Raw genomic sequence first — 14,884 nt, 5'->3', positions numbered from 1 at the left:
ATCGGGACCGTAGGCGACCGGTTGTCCGGGAAGCAACGGAATTCGGCACCTGGAGCCGTCCTCCCTGAGACGATCGCCGCCGCGCCCGCCGGCTACCGAGCCTTCCGTGCCGTCCCGCCCTGCGGGGTGCCGTCCGCAGAGGTGACCGTGATGGCGGTGGTGCGGCCGTCGGGGGTGATCCGCAGGACGGGGATCGCCTTGTCCTTCGGGGCACCGTCGTTTCCGATGGCGATCCAGCCGCTCGCGCCCGGCAGCGGTCCTGTCTTCCGGAGCCGGGACAGAGTCCGGTAGACGTCGGCGACCGTGGGATCGGGCACGGCAGGTGTCTCCTGGACGGCTCGGGCCGCGGTGAGCAGGGCGTCGTGCATCATGATGGCTCGTCCGTCGTCCAGGTCGCTGTGCGGAAAGCTGTGCGCGAACGTGCCGTCGCGGAAGGGCGCGACGAGGTCCGGATCGAAGTCGTCCGGCGCCACGTCCCAGGCTCCGGGATGGGCGAGGCCGGTGTAGACGAGGTCGATCCCGCCCCTGCCGAGGATGCCGGCCAGTTCGTGCGGGCCGAAGCCCTTCGCGTGCCAGACCATCAGGGTGTCGTCGCCGGACATCACGGTGATCCGGTGGTCCGGGCAGGGGCGTGCGGCGAGGACGGTCAGGAGGTCCGGAAGCGAGGTGCCGCGGCCGGCGAAGTAGACGACGTCCGGTTTCACCCTGCACACATCGGCCAGTTCGGTGCGGAAGGTGTCGGTCAGGCCGGGCCGCGAGGAGTCGAACAGAGTGGGTTCCGCGCGCACCATCCGGCCGGCCGGCATCCGGGCGCGGAACTGCTCGGCGAGTGTACTGGTGTACTGGTCGCCGGGGGCGATGTCCTGCACGAACAGGACCCGCGCGCGGGCGAGCGCGCCGGTCGACAGGTGGCGCACGGCGGCCGCCGCCTGGTCGGCGTTGGCGGGCGCGACCCGAGCCAGGCCGGGCACGGCGGCCCAGGAGTCGGCGGTCAGGACCGAGCCGAAGGCGGGCAGGCCGCCGGCCGTCAGCTCCTCCACCATGTCCTGGCTGGAGGCGGTGCTGCCGCCCAGGCCGAGCGCCGCCACGATCCGCTCGGCACGGCGCGCCCCGAGCACCTGCCGGACCGTGTGCTCCCGCTGCCCGGCGGTGCCGCCGGTCTGGCCGAACAGCACCCGGACCGGCGGGCCGCGGTACGTGGACGCGTCGGCATGTACGTCGGTCAGTCTCCCGTTGGCTCTGACCTGGGCGGGGTAGGCGCCCTCCAGATCGCGCCGGACCGACTCCATCGAGGCGCTCCCGTCGAACTCCTCGGTGATGGGCGTCAGGTACACCATCGACACGTACGGCCTGCCGCCCGGTTTCGCGGCGGCCGTCACGACCCGCCGGTTCTCCGCGGCGATCCGCTCCAGCACCGGTGCGGCGACCCGGCTGGACGAGCGCCGCAGCCCCGCCGCCGACGCGTTCGCCGCCAGCAGGCCGACACATCTGCGCATGTGGCCCTCGCCCAGGGCGCTCAGTCCGTCGGCACAGGGCAGCACCGCCGACGGGGCCGACCGCGACACATCGCCCACGAGAAGGAGGAGGGCGAGTACGCAGAGTACGGCGAGCGGGGCGACCGCCGCCCGGACCGGCCGCCGGCGCCGCGCCGGACACACGCGGCCCCGGTCGTCGGATCCCCCGCCGACCGAGGTCGCCAGGCGCAGCACCTCGTCCAGGTCCGGCCGGCGGGCAGGGTGCTTGGACAGACAGCGGGCCACCAGCGGGCGCAACGAAGCGGGGAGACCGGCCAGGTCCGGCTCCTTGTGGACCACCGCGAAGGCGACCGCGATCGGTTCCAGGCCGGCGGCCTCGGGGTCCTCGAAGGGGCTGCGGCCCAGCGCGGCGAAGGCCAGCACACTCCCCAGGGCGAACACATCCGTCGCCGGGGAGATCGCCCGGGCCGAGTCCAGTTGCTCCGGTGCCATGAAGGCGGGGGTGCCGACCATGGCACCGCTGCGCGTCAGCGCCCGGCTCCGGGTGACGGACCGGGCGATGCCGAAGTCGATGACCCGTACGCCGTCGGCGGCGAGCAAGACGTTGGCGGGCTTCAGGTCGCGGTGCACGATCCCCTGCCGGTGGATGTCGCGCAGCGCCTCCGCGAGCTGGCCGGCCAGTCGGACGACGTCGGCCACGGGCAGCGGGCCGCGAGATCGCACGCGCGCGTCGAGCGAGTCGCCGACGACGTACTGCGTGGCCAGCCACGGCGGATCGCCGTCCGGGTCGGCGTCCACCACGGACGCCGTGAAGGCCCCGCTCACCTTGCGGGCCGCCGCCACCTCGTGCCGGAACCGGGCACGGAAGTGCGGCTCGTCGGCGTACTCGGGGCGGATCACCTTCAGCGCCACCCGCCGTCCGGCAGGGCTGCGCGCCAGGTACACCACGCCCATACCGCCGGCGCCGAGGCGCCGTTCCACGGTGAACTCCCCGATCCGCCGCACCACGCCAACGTACCGAGCCGGGCTGCTACTGGTTCCCGCCCTCTCGATATATGTCCGTGTATGTCCGCGCTCACCACACCTTCAGGTGAAGCGGCGCGGAGAGACCTGTGTCGGCGGCGGAACGCGTGCAGGGGCTGGAGCGGGCATACGTCGTCGCGGTCGGCGGCGTTCCGGGCGGGCGCGTGAGCACCGGCCCGGAACACTGCCGCGCGGGTCTCGGTCAGCTGCCGGTGTACGCCGCGAGGTGCTCGCCGGTGAGGGTGGAACGGGCGGCGACGAGGTCGGCGGGTGTGCCCTCGAAGACGATCCGGCCGCCGTCGTGGCCGGCACCGGGGCCGAGGTCGATGATCCAGTCGGCATGGGCCATGACCGCCTGGTGGTGCTCTACGACGATGACCGACTTGCCGGAGTCCACGAGCCGGTCGAGCAGGCCGAGCAGCTGCTCGACGTCGGCGAGGTGCAGGCCCGTGGTCGGCTCGTCGAGAACGTAGACGGATCGGCCGCCGCCCTTGTCTCCCATACGGGTGGCCAGCTTGAGCCGCTGCCGCTCGCCGCCGGAGAGCGTGGTGAGCGGCTGGCCGAGGGTGAGGTAGCCGAGCCCGACGTCGGAGAGCCGTTCGAGGATCTTGTGCGCGGCGGGCGTACGCGCCTCCCCGGCGCCGAAGAACTCCTCGGCCTCGTCCACCGGCATCGCGAGCACCTCGCTGATGTCGCGGCCGCCGAGGCGGTACTCGAGGACCGATGCCTGGAACCGCTTCCCCTCGCACTCCTCGCACGGGGTGGCGACGCCGGCCATCATCGCCAGGTCGGTGTAGATGACGCCGGCGCCGTTGCAGGTGGGGCAGGCGCCCTCGGAGTTGGCGCTGAACAGCGCGGGCTTGACGCCGTTGGCCTTCGCGAACGCCTTGCGGATCGGGTCGAGCAGTCCGGTGTACGTCGCCGGGTTGCTCCGTCGCGAGCCGCGGATGGGGCTCTGGTCGACGGAGACGACACCCTCGTCGGCGGGGATCGACCCGTGCACGAGTGAGCTCTTGCCGGAGCCCGCGACGCCGGTGATGACGGTCAGCACGCCGAGCGGGATGTCGACATCGACGTCACGCAGATTGTGCGTCGTCGCGCCGCGGATCTCCAGCGTGCCGGTGGGCTTGCGCACCGTCCCCTTGAGGGAGGCCCGGTCGTCGAAGTGGCGGCCGGTGATGGTGCCGCCGGCCCGCAGCCCCTCGACGGTGCCCTCGAAGCAGACGGTGCCGCCCGCCGTACCGGCGCCGGGGCCGAGGTCGACGACGTGGTCGGCGATCGCGATGACCTCCGGCTTGTGCTCCACGACCAGTACCGTGTTGCCCTTGTCCCGCAGCCGCAGCAGGAGGTCGTTCATCCGCTGGATGTCATGGGGGTGCAGGCCGATGGTGGGCTCGTCGAAGACGTACGTCACGTCGGTGAGCGACGAGCCGAGGTGGCGGATCATCTTGGTGCGCTGCGCCTCGCCGCCCGAGAGCGTGCCCGCGGGCCTTTCCAGCGAGAGGTAGCCGAGGCCGATCTCCACGAACGAGTCGAGGGTGTGCTGCAGCGCGGTCAGCAACGGCGCGACCGACGGGTCGTCCAGGCCGCGGACCCATGCGGCCAGGTCGTTGATCTGCATCGCGCACGCGTCGGCGATGCTGATGCCCTTGATCTTCGACGACCGCGCGCCCTCGTTGAGCCGGGTGCCGTCACAGTCGGGACAGACGGTGAAGGTGACCGCCCGCTCCACGAACGCGCGGATGTGCGGCTGCATCGCCTCCTTGTCCTTGGAGAGCATCGACTTCTGGATCCGCGGGATCAGACCCTCGTAGGTCATGTTGATGCCCGCGATCTTCATCCTGGTCGGCTCGCGGTGGAGGAAGTCGTGCAGCTCCTTCTTGGTGAACTTGCGGATCGGCTTGTCCGCGTCGAAGAAGCCGGACTCGCTGTAGAGCCGGGAGTTCCAGCCGCCGCCCGTGTAACCGGGGACGGTGATGGCGCCCTCGTCGAGCGACTTGGAGTCGTCGTAGAGCTGGGTGAGGTCGAGATCAGTGACGTTTCCCCGGCCTTCGCAGCGCGGACACATGCCGCCGGTGATGCTGAAGCTGCGGCGCTCCTTCACGGTCTGTCCGGCGCGCTCCACGGTGACCGCGCCCGCTCCGCTGATCGAGGCGACGTTGAAGGAGAACGCCTGGGGTGAGCCGATGTGCGGCGTGCCGAGGCGGCTGAAGAGGATGCGCAGCATGGCGTTGGCGTCGGTGGCGGTGCCGACCGTGGAGCGCGGGTCGGCACCCATCCGCTGCTGGTCGACGATGATCGCGGTCGTCAGCCCGTCGAGTACGTCGACCTCGGGCCGGGCCAGATTCGGCATGAACCCCTGTATGAAGGCGCTGTACGTCTCGTTGATCAGCCGCTGCGACTCGGCGGCGATCGTGTCGAACACCAGGGAGCTCTTGCCCGAGCCGGAGACACCGGTGAACACCGTCAGCCTGCGCTTGGGGATCTCGATGCTGACGTCCTTGAGATTGTTCTCGCGCGCGCCGTGCACACGGATCAGATCGTGGCTGTCGGCGACGTGGGGCGCAGACGACCGGGTGTCCGTCCTCGTTGCCATGCTTATCGTGTCTCCGTCTCTCGGGCGGGAGCCCCGCGCGGTCTCCGTCGGTGTCGCCTCGCTCGGTCCGACCGGCTCCGAACAATACGTCCGGTGCGCCTAGTCCGCGCGGACTCCGGCACAGTTCGGTCCCGGCCGGCCGATCTGTGGTGACCGGGCGGCTCGGTGGTGGCTCGGGTGCGTCGTGATGTCCGTGACCGCCACGCTAGCTGGCGGCCCGGGGACCACGCTTCTCGATTCCTGACCGGTACGGTCGCCTGCTCGGCCACGCGCGACGTCAGGCGGCTCAGTGGACGGAGAACCCGCCGTCGACGAAGATCGACTGGCCCGTGACGTAGGCGGAGGCGGGGCCGGCGAGGAACACGGCCGCGCCGGCGAAGTCCTCGGCCAGCCCGTTGCGCCCGATCAGTGTGCGCGCGGCCAGCGCCGCCACCTTCTCGGGGTCGGACGACAGCTGTGTGTTGAGCGGCGTCATCACGAAGCCGGGCACCAGTGTGTTGCAGGTGACGCCGTGGGGGGACCATGCCTCGGCCTGGGAGCGGGCCAGCGACTCCAGCGCCCCCTTGGACACGCCGTAGGCACCGCTCCGCACGAAGGCCCGGTGTGCCTGCTGGGAGGTGATGTGGATGATCCGGCCGAAGCCCCGTTCGGCCATGCCCGGCCCGAACCTCTGGCCCAGCAGGAAGGGCGCCTCCAGGTTCAGGGCCATGGTGGTGTCCCACACGTCCTCGCCCAGCTCGCCCATCGGCGGCCTCAGGTTGACTCCGGCGCAGTTGACGAGGATGTCGGGCTCCCCGAACGTCCGTGCCGCTTCGTCGGCCGCCGCACGCACGCCCTCGCGCGTGCTCAGGTCGCCGCTGACCCAGGCCGCCCGGCACCCGTCGGCCGTCAGCTCGTCGACCGTCGCCGCCAGCTCCGCCTCCTTGCGGGCCACGATCACCACGCTCGCCCCGGCCCGCGCCAGTGCCCCGGCGATGGCCCGGCCGATGCCGGAACTGCCGCCGGTCACCAGGGCGACACGGCCGTCCAGCGAGAAGAGTTCGGAGAGGTAGGTCTGCGTGATCATGACCGAAGCGTAGAGGGCACGCTCGTGAGCCGACTCGGTCGGGTGTCCTGTGCCGGCTGGTCGCAGGCGTGCGGTTGGCCGGAGCGACGAGAGCGGCCGGGGCGTCGGAGGAGACCCGGGCGGCGATGCCGCCGTCGGGAGGAGGAGCGCCGCCGGACCGCCTCAGCGGGTCGGTTCGTAGGTCAGTTGCTTGATCCGGCGCAGGCTGAGGGCCGTCTCGACGGTCTGCACTCCGGGGAGTGCGCCGATCTGCTTGCTCAGATACCGGTACAGCAGGCACCAGGCGGCGTCCAGGGTGGACAGCCGCTGGACCATGGCGAAGTAGAGGCTGAGGGCGAAGAAGAAGCCGATCAGGCCCAGGAAGCTGATCATGGCGATCAGGGCGGTGGCGGTGAAGGCCGGGCTGCGGAACAGGGCCAGGTCCGGCATCGGGCTGGAGCCGGCACGTTCCAGCAGGACGAACGCGACGGCGGCTACGGCGGCCGTGGACAGCACGACCATGACCTTCGGTTCGGTGAAGGACTCGGCTCCCCCTTGGATGATCCCGTAGACCAGCGCGGTGATCGCCAGCGCGGCGGTGATCTGGCCGGGCCGGTCCAGCCGGCGCGAGCCCGGTGCCCGCGAGTCGGTCAGCAGCCGCGCGGCGAAGGCCACGGCGAGCAGCGAGGCGGGGATGGGCAGCAGGTAGATCAAGCGCCAGGCGAAGTGGTCGAGGATTCCCGACCAGCGTCCTTCGCCCACCAGGGCCCCGGAGGTCACTCCGTGCACGGCGCGGCGGCGACGTCGGGCGGCAGATCGAACGGTGTGACCACCTGGATCGCCGAGGGGAGGATCGGCCCGTCGTCCGGCAGTGCCTTGTGGGCCCGCATGATGGTCCGGCAGGCTCGGCGCACGTCCTGGCGCAGGGTTCGGGACGGCCTGCGGCAGGCTCTCGGCGGGTGGTGCGCGTGCGGCCGTCCACCTCGTCCAGTCGTCGGCCGTGGCCGGACACGGCAAAGGCCGGGCCCGGCGATATGCCGGGCCCGGCCTCGCGCGAAGTCTCCGGTCGGCCTCAACCGCGTCCTGGCCGGCCGGAGTTCGCTCAGGCGTTCTTGGGGAAGGCGGCGCGCATCTTGGATCCGTTGATGGTGAAGCCGGCGATGGCGAGGGGAACGGCGCACACGGCCTGCATCACGGCGAACCAGGGCGGGCAGATGCCGGGGATCAGGTCGACGCCGACGATCGCGATCGGCAGGACGGTCGAGATGATGCGGATCCGCTTGTAGGCCGAACGCTCGCCACGGGAAGCGTTGTTGGTCAGGAAGTAGAGGGCCACGGCACTCGCGAACACCGCGCAGGACCGGCCCCACACGAATCCGACCTCCTTGTGCCCGGCGACCGAAAGCCCGATGACCGTGGCGAGCACGATGGCGTCGAACACGCCGTAGATCACAGCGAGCTTCTTCACCTTGTTGAACGCTCCCTGGATCTCAGGGTCGTTGAGATGAGCGGTCTCGGTCGTGGTGCGGTTGGTGGTAGCCATGTCCTTCTTCTTTCCGTGTCGTCGTGATACCGACACTACGAAGCGCGACAGGGCTGCGGTATGGGCCTGGACATACGGGTGGGTGGGCCCAGACCCACCTGCGGACCGAACCGGAAGAAATCAGACTTCGCGCAGAACAGAGAGGCAAGGCCGATCACCGTTCAACCGACGAACAACCCCGCCCAAGATGGGGTGTTCCTCCACTGTCCTGCGACTCGGGGCACACACAGACTGCCACTCATGAACAGTCAAGCGCCGCCCCGCGAGTCGGATGCCGCCGGGCAGCCCGTGCACGCCGGCCGCGCATCACACCGTACGACCCGGCCCCTGGCTCGTCGCGTCGCCGCCGAGGCCGTAGGGACAGGGCTGCTCGTGGCTGTCGCCGTCGGCTCCGGGATCCAGGCCGCCCAGCTGTCGCACGACTCCGGCGTGCGGTTGCTGGCCGCCTCACTCACCGCCGTCTTCGGCCTGGGCGTGCTGATCGCGCTGCTGGGGCCGGTGTCCGGGGCGCACCTCAACCCCGCCGTCACCCTCTCCGCCTGGTACGCCGGCCGCCGCCACGGCCCCGGGCCGACCCTGCGCGAGGTCGGCGCGTACATACCGGCACAGGTGGCCGGGGCGGTCGGCGGAGCGATCCTGGCCGACGCCATGTTCGCGCGGCCGCTGGTGAGGCTCTCCACCCACGAGCGGTCCGCCTGGCACCTCTGGCTGAGCGAGGCCGTCGCCACCGCCGGGCTGATCCTGCTCGTCCTCGGCCTGGAGCGCACCGGCCGTGCCCGGCTGGCGCCGGTCGCCGTGGCCTCCTACATCGGGGCGGCCTACTGGTTCACCTCCTCGACCGCCTTCGCCAACCCCGCGATGACCATCGGCCGTTCCCTCACCGACACCCCGGCCGGGATCGCCCCCGCCTCGCTCGTCCCGTTCATCGCGGCCCAGCTGACCGGGGCCGCATGCGGGCTGGTCGCAGTGGCGGTGCTGTACGGGCGTCCCGCCCACGACGAGGCAGAGGGCGCGGCACACCGCACGACGGCGGATTGAGAATATGTCCCGTTTCGGGGCACTAGGAAGGGAGAACCATCCCCCACGGCAGGAGGCACATCATGATTGCCCTCGGCATCATCCTGCTCGTTGTCGGCTTCGTGACCGGCATATCCATCCTGTGGACCATCGGCGTCATCCTGCTGGTGATCGGCGCGATCTTCTGGATCCTGGGTTCCATGGGTCACGCAGTCGCCGGCCGGCGTCACTATTGGTGAGCAGGTAAGTGAGTGACCCGGCCGGGACCTACGTGGAATCCTTATCCGAACTGACCGGGCTGATAGTCGCCGGCCGGCTGCTGAACGATCACATTCAGCCGGTTGTAGGCGTTGATGAGAGCGATGAGCGAGACCAGGGCGGCGAGCTGGTCCTCGTCGTAGTGCTTGGCGGCGTTCGACCACGCCTCGTCCGTGACGCCGCCGGCCGCGTCGGCGATCCGGGTGCCCTGCTCGGTCAGTTCCAGAGCGGCGCGCTCGGCGTCGGTGAAGACCGTGGCCTCCCGCCAGGCGGCGACCAGATTGAGGCGCACCGCGGTCTCGCCGGCCGCGGCGGCGTCCTTGCTGTGCATGTCGGTACAGAAGCCGCAGCCGTTGATCTGACTGGCGCGGAGCTTCACCAGTTCCTGCGTCGCGGCCGGGAGGGCCGAGTCCGAGACCGCCTTGCCGGCCGAGTTGATGTACCTCAGAAACTTGCCCGCGACCGGGTTTCCGAAGAGGTTCAAACGAGCGTCCATGGTGACTCCTGTCCCCTTGCTGTTGGCTACACCGCTCTGACGGAACGGCCCGGAGAGATGTGACGGCAATGAGTGTGACGTGCATCACTCGACGGGCGCGTCGAGTCGGACGCCGCACGTTCGGTGTTCAAGTGCGACATTGACACCCGTCAGAGCCTCCAACTAATTTATTAAAATCTTTCGACGCGAAATAAACAATGCCATCTGCGATATCTGTGATACGCAGCGCGTCTTTACTTCCCACTTGATATAACCCGTCGACAAGGGCTCGATCCCACTGACCACCGAGGGGAATCATCTTGCAGCGCCGCATGCGACCAGCTCTCCTGGACGGGGAGACCCTGGGGGAAAGCCTGGCCCGATTAGCAAAGGCCTCACCGGATTCCCGCGCGAGATTTCCCACCGCCGGCGACGACATCACCGCTGCGGACCTCGAATCGGCATCGGCGGCGGCCGCGCACGAGTTTCTGCGCGCCGGGGTGCGGCCCGGTGACATCGTGGGTGTGCTGGTGCCCACCGCCGCCCGTTTCTTCACCACGATCTTCGGGCTCTGGCGGGCCGGGGCGGCGATCAGCGTGCTGCCCGTCCAGGCCGGCTTCACGGACGTGCGAGCGGTCGCCCAGCGACTGGCGCGCATCACGGACGTCGCCGGCATCAGCCACCTCGTGCTGGACAGCGACTACGACACGCTCGGCCGTGAACTGGCCACCCTGCGGGCCGACTTGACCCTCGTACCCTCGCCTTCGCCCGGTGGCATCGGCAACCCGCGCACCCTGCCCGCCGTCGAGCCGGACTCGCTGGCCGTCGTCCAGTTCACCTCTGGCAGCACCAGCCTGCCCAAGGGCGTGATGCTGCCGCATCGGACCACCATGGCCGGCCTGCGCTCCTGCGTGGTGTCGGGCGCCTTCAGCCCGGACGACGTGTTCGTGCAGTGGGTGCCGACCTTCCACGACATGGGCCTGATCGGGCTGCAGTCGCACTGGCTCAACGGCGCCGACGTCCACGTCTTCGCCCCGATGTCCTTCCTCCGCCGCCCGGGCGAGGTGCTCCAGCACTTCGCCGCACACCGCGCAACGGTGCTCACCGGACCCAACTTCTCCTACGACCACCTGCTCGACAGCGTGCCGGCGGAGCGGCTCGCCGCGCTCGATCTGTCCAGCTGGCGGCTGGCGTTCAACGGCGCCGAACCGGTCAGCGCGGCCACCGTACGACGGTTCACCGAGGCCCTGGCGCCCAGCGGCGTCGATCCGTCGGTGATGTACCCGGTGTACGGCATGGCCGAGGCCACCTTGTCGATCAGCTACCCCAGCCCCGGTGACACCGCGACGATCCGCGCGGTGGACCGCCGCGAACTCGCCAGGACCGGCACCGCACGAACCGTCGACGAGAGCGCGCCCACGGCCAAACCGGTCGTCTCGGTCGGACGGGCGGTGCACGGCATCGACCTCCGGATCGTCGACGAAGGCGGGGCGGTTGCCGCGGACGGAGTGCTCGGCGAGATCCAGATCGCCGGCGGATCGGTGACCACCGGGTACTTCCGCGATGCCGAGGCGACGAAGGCGGCGTTCGACGGCGGCTGGCTGCGCACCGGCGACCTCGGTTTCCTGCTCGACGGCGAGTTGTACGTCACCGGGCGGCGCAAGGAGATGATCGTGGTGCGCGGCCAGAACTTCTTCCCCGACGACGTCGAGCGGGTGGCGCGCGCCGTGCCGGGCGTGTACCGCCGCCGCTGCGTCGCCTTCGCTGACAACGATGCCGAGGGCGGCGAGCGGATCGGCGTCATCGTGGAGGCCGGTGACGATCCCGCCACGGTGTACGGGGAGGTCCGCAGACGGGTGGCGGCCGAGCTGGATCTGTCCCAGGTGCAGGTCTACGTGGTCAAACCCCGGTGGATCCCCCGCACCACGAGCGGCAAGTGGCAGCGGGGACTGGCCGCGCGACGCGTCACCACCGATCTCGACGCACGGGTGTTCCCCACCACCACAAGCACTGACCAAGGAGAACGGGTGTGAACAGCAAAACGGAATCGGCTGCCGGGGTCCCGCTCCTCGCGGACGAGCGCATGCACAGCGCGCGGGTGTTCGCCGGATATCAGCATGCGACCTGGGAGATGCACCACATTCCGTGGGACGAGTTCCGGGCCGATCGTGTGCTGCCCGAGCACATCGTGTTCGCCAAGGGTGCCATCGTGGGCGAGTCGAACGTCGTCGCCGCCACCCACGGCCTGCTCAACGAGTTCTCCGACGACTACGACTTCTCGCAGTTCGCGACCATCTGGGGCTACCAGGAGATCCAGCACCACCTCGCCTTCCAGACCTGGCTCCAGCTGGCCGGGCACAGCATCGACCACAGCACGATCGCCTCGATGCGCGGGGCGTACCCGCCGGGGGTGACCCGGGCGGCCACACTGGCCACCAACGTCATCTGCGAGGTCCTCGCCACGCACGCGTACAAATGCGTCGCCCGCAGCATGCAGGAACCGGTCCTCGCCGCGATCCTGAAGAAGGCCAGCGGCGACGAGGCGCGGCACGCGCGCGAATTCGTCCACTACACCGCGCAGCAGCTGGCGGAGCGGCCGGAGGAATGCGCGTCCGTGGTGGAGACCCTGTACATCTACATGGGCACCACCCGCGACCTCTACCGCCATCCGGTCAGCCGGTTCAAGGGGAATCTGCCCGAGCTGGAGAACCACGAGACCATCGACGAGATGTTCGCCTATTTCGCCGAGGTGGACGAGGACGGCAGCGAATGGGCCAAGTGCTGTGAGCAGTTGTTCAAGTATTTCTCCGCGCTCACCGGCTACAAGCTGACGAAGATGTCCGACGTGCGGCGGGCCATTGCCGAGGAGTCGTCGCGGGAGAAGGTCTCCGCGTGAGCACTCCCGCGCACACCACCGACGAAACGATCGAACTTCCCTGGCACGCGGAGCCGTCCTTCAACTGCTTCGGCTGCTCGCCCCGCAATCCGATCGGTCTCAAACTCAGCCTGAAGCAGCTGCCGAACGGCGACTACGCGGCCGAGACGACGTTCTCGGAGAACTACGCCTCCTACCCGGGGATCGTGCACGGCGGCATCGTGAACGTGCTGGTGGACGAGGTGATGGGCGACGCCCTCGCGCTGGTCCACGGTCTGCTCGCGTTCTCCGTGACCCTGCGCACCAAGATGCTGCTGCCGCTCCGGGTGGGCGAGCCGTATCTGACCGTCGCGCGGATCAGCGGCCGGGGCAACGGGGTGCTGCGCACCGAAGCCGAGATCATCGGCCCCGGGGACGAGCTGCACGTCATGGCCACCGGTACCTACCAGCCCATCCGCTCCGAGCAGGCCAAGGCCCTCATGGAACTGGACGATGCCGCCTTCGGCCGCGTCCGGCACTACTTCGACCACGGAACAGGAGAATCATGACCAGCGAGCCCATAAGCCGCGAGCAGATCGCCGAAATCACCATCGAGTGCCTGGCCACCGAGTTGGAGATCTCCCCCTCCGACATCGACGTCCTCGACGTGCTCAAGGGATTGCCCGGTGCCGACTCGATGAAGCTGCTGAGGGTGGTGTCCAAGCTGGAGCGCCAGTGGGACTCCGAGTTCGACGACGAGGCCATCTTCGGCGCGGAGACGGTCGACGACCTGATCACGCTGGTGCAGAAGCACATCGGTGAGGAACCGGCGACGTCATGACCTCGATCACCCCGCAAGAGGCCTATCAGGCCACCAACCAGCACTACGAGCTGCCTGCCGAACTGTTCGGCATCTACCTCGACCAGCGGCTCAAGTACAGCTCCGGGCTGTACACCGACGAGCACACCGACCTCGATCAGGCGCAGACGAACAAGCTGCACTTCGTGGCGCGGCAGCTCGGCCTCACCGGCGGTGAGCGCCTGCTCGACATCGGGTGCGGCTGGGGCAGCCTGACGCTGTTCATGGCGCGGGAGTACGGCTGCCGTGTCACGGGCGTCACTCCTTCGCGCCCGCAGTCCGAGTACATCCGGGCGCAGGCGGAGAAGTTGGGCGTGGCCGACCTGGTGACGCTGGAGCTCGGGTCGTTCGCCGACATCGAGGTGACCGGACGGTTCCACGCGGTCACCCTGCTCGGGTCGATCGTGCACATGCCGAACCGAACGGCGGTGCTGCGCAAGGCGTACGGGCTGCTCGGGCAGGGCGGTTCGATGTACCTGTCGGAGAGCTGCTTCCGGGACCACGCGGCCTACGAGGAGTTCTCGCGGCGGCCGGGCACCAAGCACGTCACCGAGGGAATCTTCGGGTTCGCCGACATGGTGCCGCTGTCGGTGCTCGTCGAGGCGGTGGAATCGGCCGGCTTCAGCCTCACCGGACTCACCGACCTCACCGCGCACTACCACCGCACCATCGAGGAATGGGAGCGGCGGGTGGAAGCCTCGCGTGACCGGGTCGAGATGGTGGCGCCGGGCATGAGCGAGCCGCTCGTCCGGTATCTCCGGACGGCCAACGCCGGCTGGGGCTACACCACGAAGCACTACGCGCTGAGCGCGCTGAAGTCCCGGATGGGTCCGACGGAGGCACCGTGAACGAAACCCTGATCGAGGCCGACGGGGAGCGGTTACGGCAGTCCATCGAGCCCGGGGAGATGCGAGAGCTGACCCGGAACGCGGTCGGTCGCGCGGCGACGCGTCAGTGGTCGGTCGACGAGCTGTCCTGGGCGAGCCTGCGGCCGGAGCAACTCACCGACACCGACCGGTCGGTGGTGCGGTTCATCACGTTCATCGAGGACCACATCCCCGGGTACCTCACCTACTTCCTGGACGCCTTCCCCGTGTCCGGCACCGACCTCGCGATCGAGGAGTTCTGCTTCAACCGGGAGTACTTCCGGTTCCTGATCTCCTGGGCGAACGAGGAGGAACGGCACGCGTCGGTGCTCACCAGGTACCAGGTCGAGGCCGGCATCAGCGACCCCGAGACGCTGATGCTGGAGCTGGCCGAGGAGGGCCGCAAGAAGTTCGCCCTGCCCTACGAGAACCCGGTGCAGGCGTTCACCTACACACTCGTGCAGGAGAAGGCCACCCAGCTCTTCTACCAGCGGTTCAAGGCGGTGGCGAAGGAGCCGGTGCTGTGCGATCTGCTGCACCGGCTGGCCAGGGACGAGGCCCGGCACTTCGCCTTCTACAGCGAGCTCGTCGAGGCCTACATCAGGCGGCACGGGCTCGCGGCGACGGTGCCGGACCTCAAGGACGTGCTGTCCACCTTCCGGATGCCGCTCGCGGACACGCTGAACGGGTACTGGCGGTGGTCACTGAAGATCACGGACGCCACGTCCTACGACCACACCGAGGCCTATGACGCCCTGGTCCGGCTCGTCAACGGATTCGCCACGTCGAGCGGCAGGGCCTCGGCGGCCGACCTGGCCGAGTTCGTCCACCGGATCCGCGGGATCTGACCAACCACTACAGGACAGGGTCCTA

Annotated in this window: 13 protein-coding genes and 2 pseudogenes; 8 read left to right on the top strand and 7 right to left on the bottom strand. The window is 69.5% G+C overall.

The window, feature by feature from the left end; translation table 11 throughout:
* Positions 1 to 92 precede the first annotated feature (92 nt).
* From AVL59_RS54420 to AVL59_RS19535, 6 genes and pseudogenes are all read right to left on the bottom strand, one after another.
* Entirely contained in the window at positions 93 to 2,480 is a 2,388-nt protein-coding gene (locus tag AVL59_RS54420; protein ID WP_237281556.1) for a serine/threonine-protein kinase, read from the bottom strand.
* A gap of 220 nt (positions 2,481 to 2,700) precedes the next feature.
* A complete protein-coding gene (locus AVL59_RS19550; RefSeq protein WP_067306070.1) occupies positions 2,701 to 5,094 on the bottom strand; it encodes an ATP-binding cassette domain-containing protein in 2,394 nt (797 codons plus the stop codon).
* Positions 5,095 to 5,380: 286 nt separating this feature from the next.
* Positions 5,381 to 6,160: an SDR family NAD(P)-dependent oxidoreductase gene (locus tag AVL59_RS19545; protein WP_067306069.1), complete on the bottom strand. Its 780-nt coding sequence runs from the start codon at positions 6,158 to 6,160 to the stop codon at positions 5,381 to 5,383.
* Between the two features lie 270 nt (positions 6,161 to 6,430).
* A pseudogene (locus tag AVL59_RS19540) lies at positions 6,431 to 6,877 on the bottom strand (hypothetical protein); the annotation flags it as partial.
* A 38-nt stretch (positions 6,878 to 6,915) separates the two neighbouring features.
* Positions 6,916 to 7,065: pseudogene (locus AVL59_RS50495) on the bottom strand (LacI family transcriptional regulator); the annotation flags it as partial.
* A gap of 176 nt (positions 7,066 to 7,241) precedes the next feature.
* Entirely contained in the window at positions 7,242 to 7,682 is a 441-nt protein-coding gene (locus AVL59_RS19535; RefSeq protein WP_067306064.1) for a hypothetical protein, read from the bottom strand.
* 240 nt (positions 7,683 to 7,922) lie between these two features.
* Here AVL59_RS19535 and AVL59_RS19530 point away from each other — a divergent pair, with 240 nt between their 5' ends.
* Together AVL59_RS19530 and AVL59_RS53250 are read left to right on the top strand one after the other, a co-directional pair.
* Entirely contained in the window at positions 7,923 to 8,720 is a 798-nt protein-coding gene (locus tag AVL59_RS19530) for an aquaporin (RefSeq protein ID WP_079146799.1), read from the top strand.
* 62 nt (positions 8,721 to 8,782) lie between these two features.
* Positions 8,783 to 8,938, top strand: a complete 156-nt coding sequence (locus AVL59_RS53250; RefSeq protein ID WP_099053086.1) for a DUF6131 family protein — start codon at positions 8,783 to 8,785, stop codon at positions 8,936 to 8,938.
* A gap of 41 nt (positions 8,939 to 8,979) precedes the next feature.
* Here the strand turns inward: AVL59_RS53250 and AVL59_RS19525 are convergent, their stop codons facing one another.
* Positions 8,980 to 9,453 carry a carboxymuconolactone decarboxylase family protein gene (locus tag AVL59_RS19525; RefSeq protein WP_067306059.1) on the bottom strand — a complete coding sequence of 158 codons (474 nt, stop codon included), beginning with the start codon at positions 9,451 to 9,453 and terminating at the stop codon, positions 8,980 to 8,982.
* Between the two features lie 311 nt (positions 9,454 to 9,764).
* Here AVL59_RS19525 and AVL59_RS19520 point away from each other — a divergent pair, with 311 nt between their 5' ends.
* From AVL59_RS19520 to AVL59_RS19495, 6 genes are read left to right on the top strand one after another with little or no spacing between them, the layout of a single operon-like run.
* Positions 9,765 to 11,465 (top strand): AMP-binding protein, encoded by a 1,701-nt coding sequence (locus AVL59_RS19520; RefSeq protein ID WP_067306056.1) that lies wholly within the window; start codon positions 9,765 to 9,767, stop codon positions 11,463 to 11,465.
* Positions 11,462 to 12,328, top strand: a complete 867-nt coding sequence (locus AVL59_RS19515) for a ferritin-like domain-containing protein (protein WP_079146798.1) — start codon at positions 11,462 to 11,464, stop codon at positions 12,326 to 12,328. Before AVL59_RS19520 ends, AVL59_RS19515 begins: the two co-directional genes overlap by 4 nt.
* Positions 12,325 to 12,855 (top strand): PaaI family thioesterase, encoded by a 531-nt coding sequence (locus tag AVL59_RS19510; RefSeq protein ID WP_067306053.1) that lies wholly within the window; start codon positions 12,325 to 12,327, stop codon positions 12,853 to 12,855. The genes AVL59_RS19515 and AVL59_RS19510 overlap by 4 nt, the downstream gene beginning before the upstream one ends.
* Complete coding sequence (locus AVL59_RS19505) at positions 12,852 to 13,127, top strand: acyl carrier protein (protein ID WP_067306052.1); 276 nt, start codon at positions 12,852 to 12,854, stop codon at positions 13,125 to 13,127. The genes AVL59_RS19510 and AVL59_RS19505 overlap by 4 nt, the downstream gene beginning before the upstream one ends.
* Positions 13,124 to 13,993, top strand: a complete 870-nt coding sequence (locus tag AVL59_RS19500; RefSeq protein WP_067306051.1) for an SAM-dependent methyltransferase — start codon at positions 13,124 to 13,126, stop codon at positions 13,991 to 13,993. The genes AVL59_RS19505 and AVL59_RS19500 overlap by 4 nt, the downstream gene beginning before the upstream one ends.
* A complete protein-coding gene (locus tag AVL59_RS19495) occupies positions 13,990 to 14,859 on the top strand; it encodes an acyl-ACP desaturase (protein WP_067306049.1) in 870 nt (289 codons plus the stop codon). Before AVL59_RS19500 ends, AVL59_RS19495 begins: the two co-directional genes overlap by 4 nt.
* Positions 14,860 to 14,884 lie beyond the last annotated feature (25 nt).

This window comes from Streptomyces griseochromogenes, assembly GCF_001542625.1.
GTDB lineage: Bacteria > Actinomycetota > Actinomycetes > Streptomycetales > Streptomycetaceae > Streptomyces > Streptomyces griseochromogenes.
This window is presented reverse-complemented; position numbering and strand designations above follow the sequence as displayed.

Coding starts and splice junctions, on each gene's coding strand:
- AVL59_RS19520 (WP_067306056.1), top strand. CDS start 9,765: ATGCGACCAGCTCTCCTGGACGGGGAGACCCTGGGGGAAAGCCTGGCC.
- AVL59_RS19500 (WP_067306051.1), top strand. CDS start 13,124: ATGACCTCGATCACCCCGCAAGAGGCCTATCAGGCCACCAACCAGCAC.
- AVL59_RS19525 (WP_067306059.1), bottom strand. CDS start 9,453: ATGGACGCTCGTTTGAACCTCTTCGGAAACCCGGTCGCGGGCAAGTTT.
- AVL59_RS19545 (WP_067306069.1), bottom strand. CDS start 6,160: ATGATCACGCAGACCTACCTCTCCGAACTCTTCTCGCTGGACGGCCGT.
- AVL59_RS19550 (WP_067306070.1), bottom strand. CDS start 5,094: ATGGCAACGAGGACGGACACCCGGTCGTCTGCGCCCCACGTCGCCGAC.
- AVL59_RS19505 (WP_067306052.1), top strand. CDS start 12,852: ATGACCAGCGAGCCCATAAGCCGCGAGCAGATCGCCGAAATCACCATC.
- AVL59_RS19530 (WP_079146799.1), top strand. CDS start 7,923: ATGAACAGTCAAGCGCCGCCCCGCGAGTCGGATGCCGCCGGGCAGCCC.
- AVL59_RS19535 (WP_067306064.1), bottom strand. CDS start 7,682: ATGGCTACCACCAACCGCACCACGACCGAGACCGCTCATCTCAACGAC.
- AVL59_RS53250 (WP_099053086.1), top strand. CDS start 8,783: ATGATTGCCCTCGGCATCATCCTGCTCGTTGTCGGCTTCGTGACCGGC.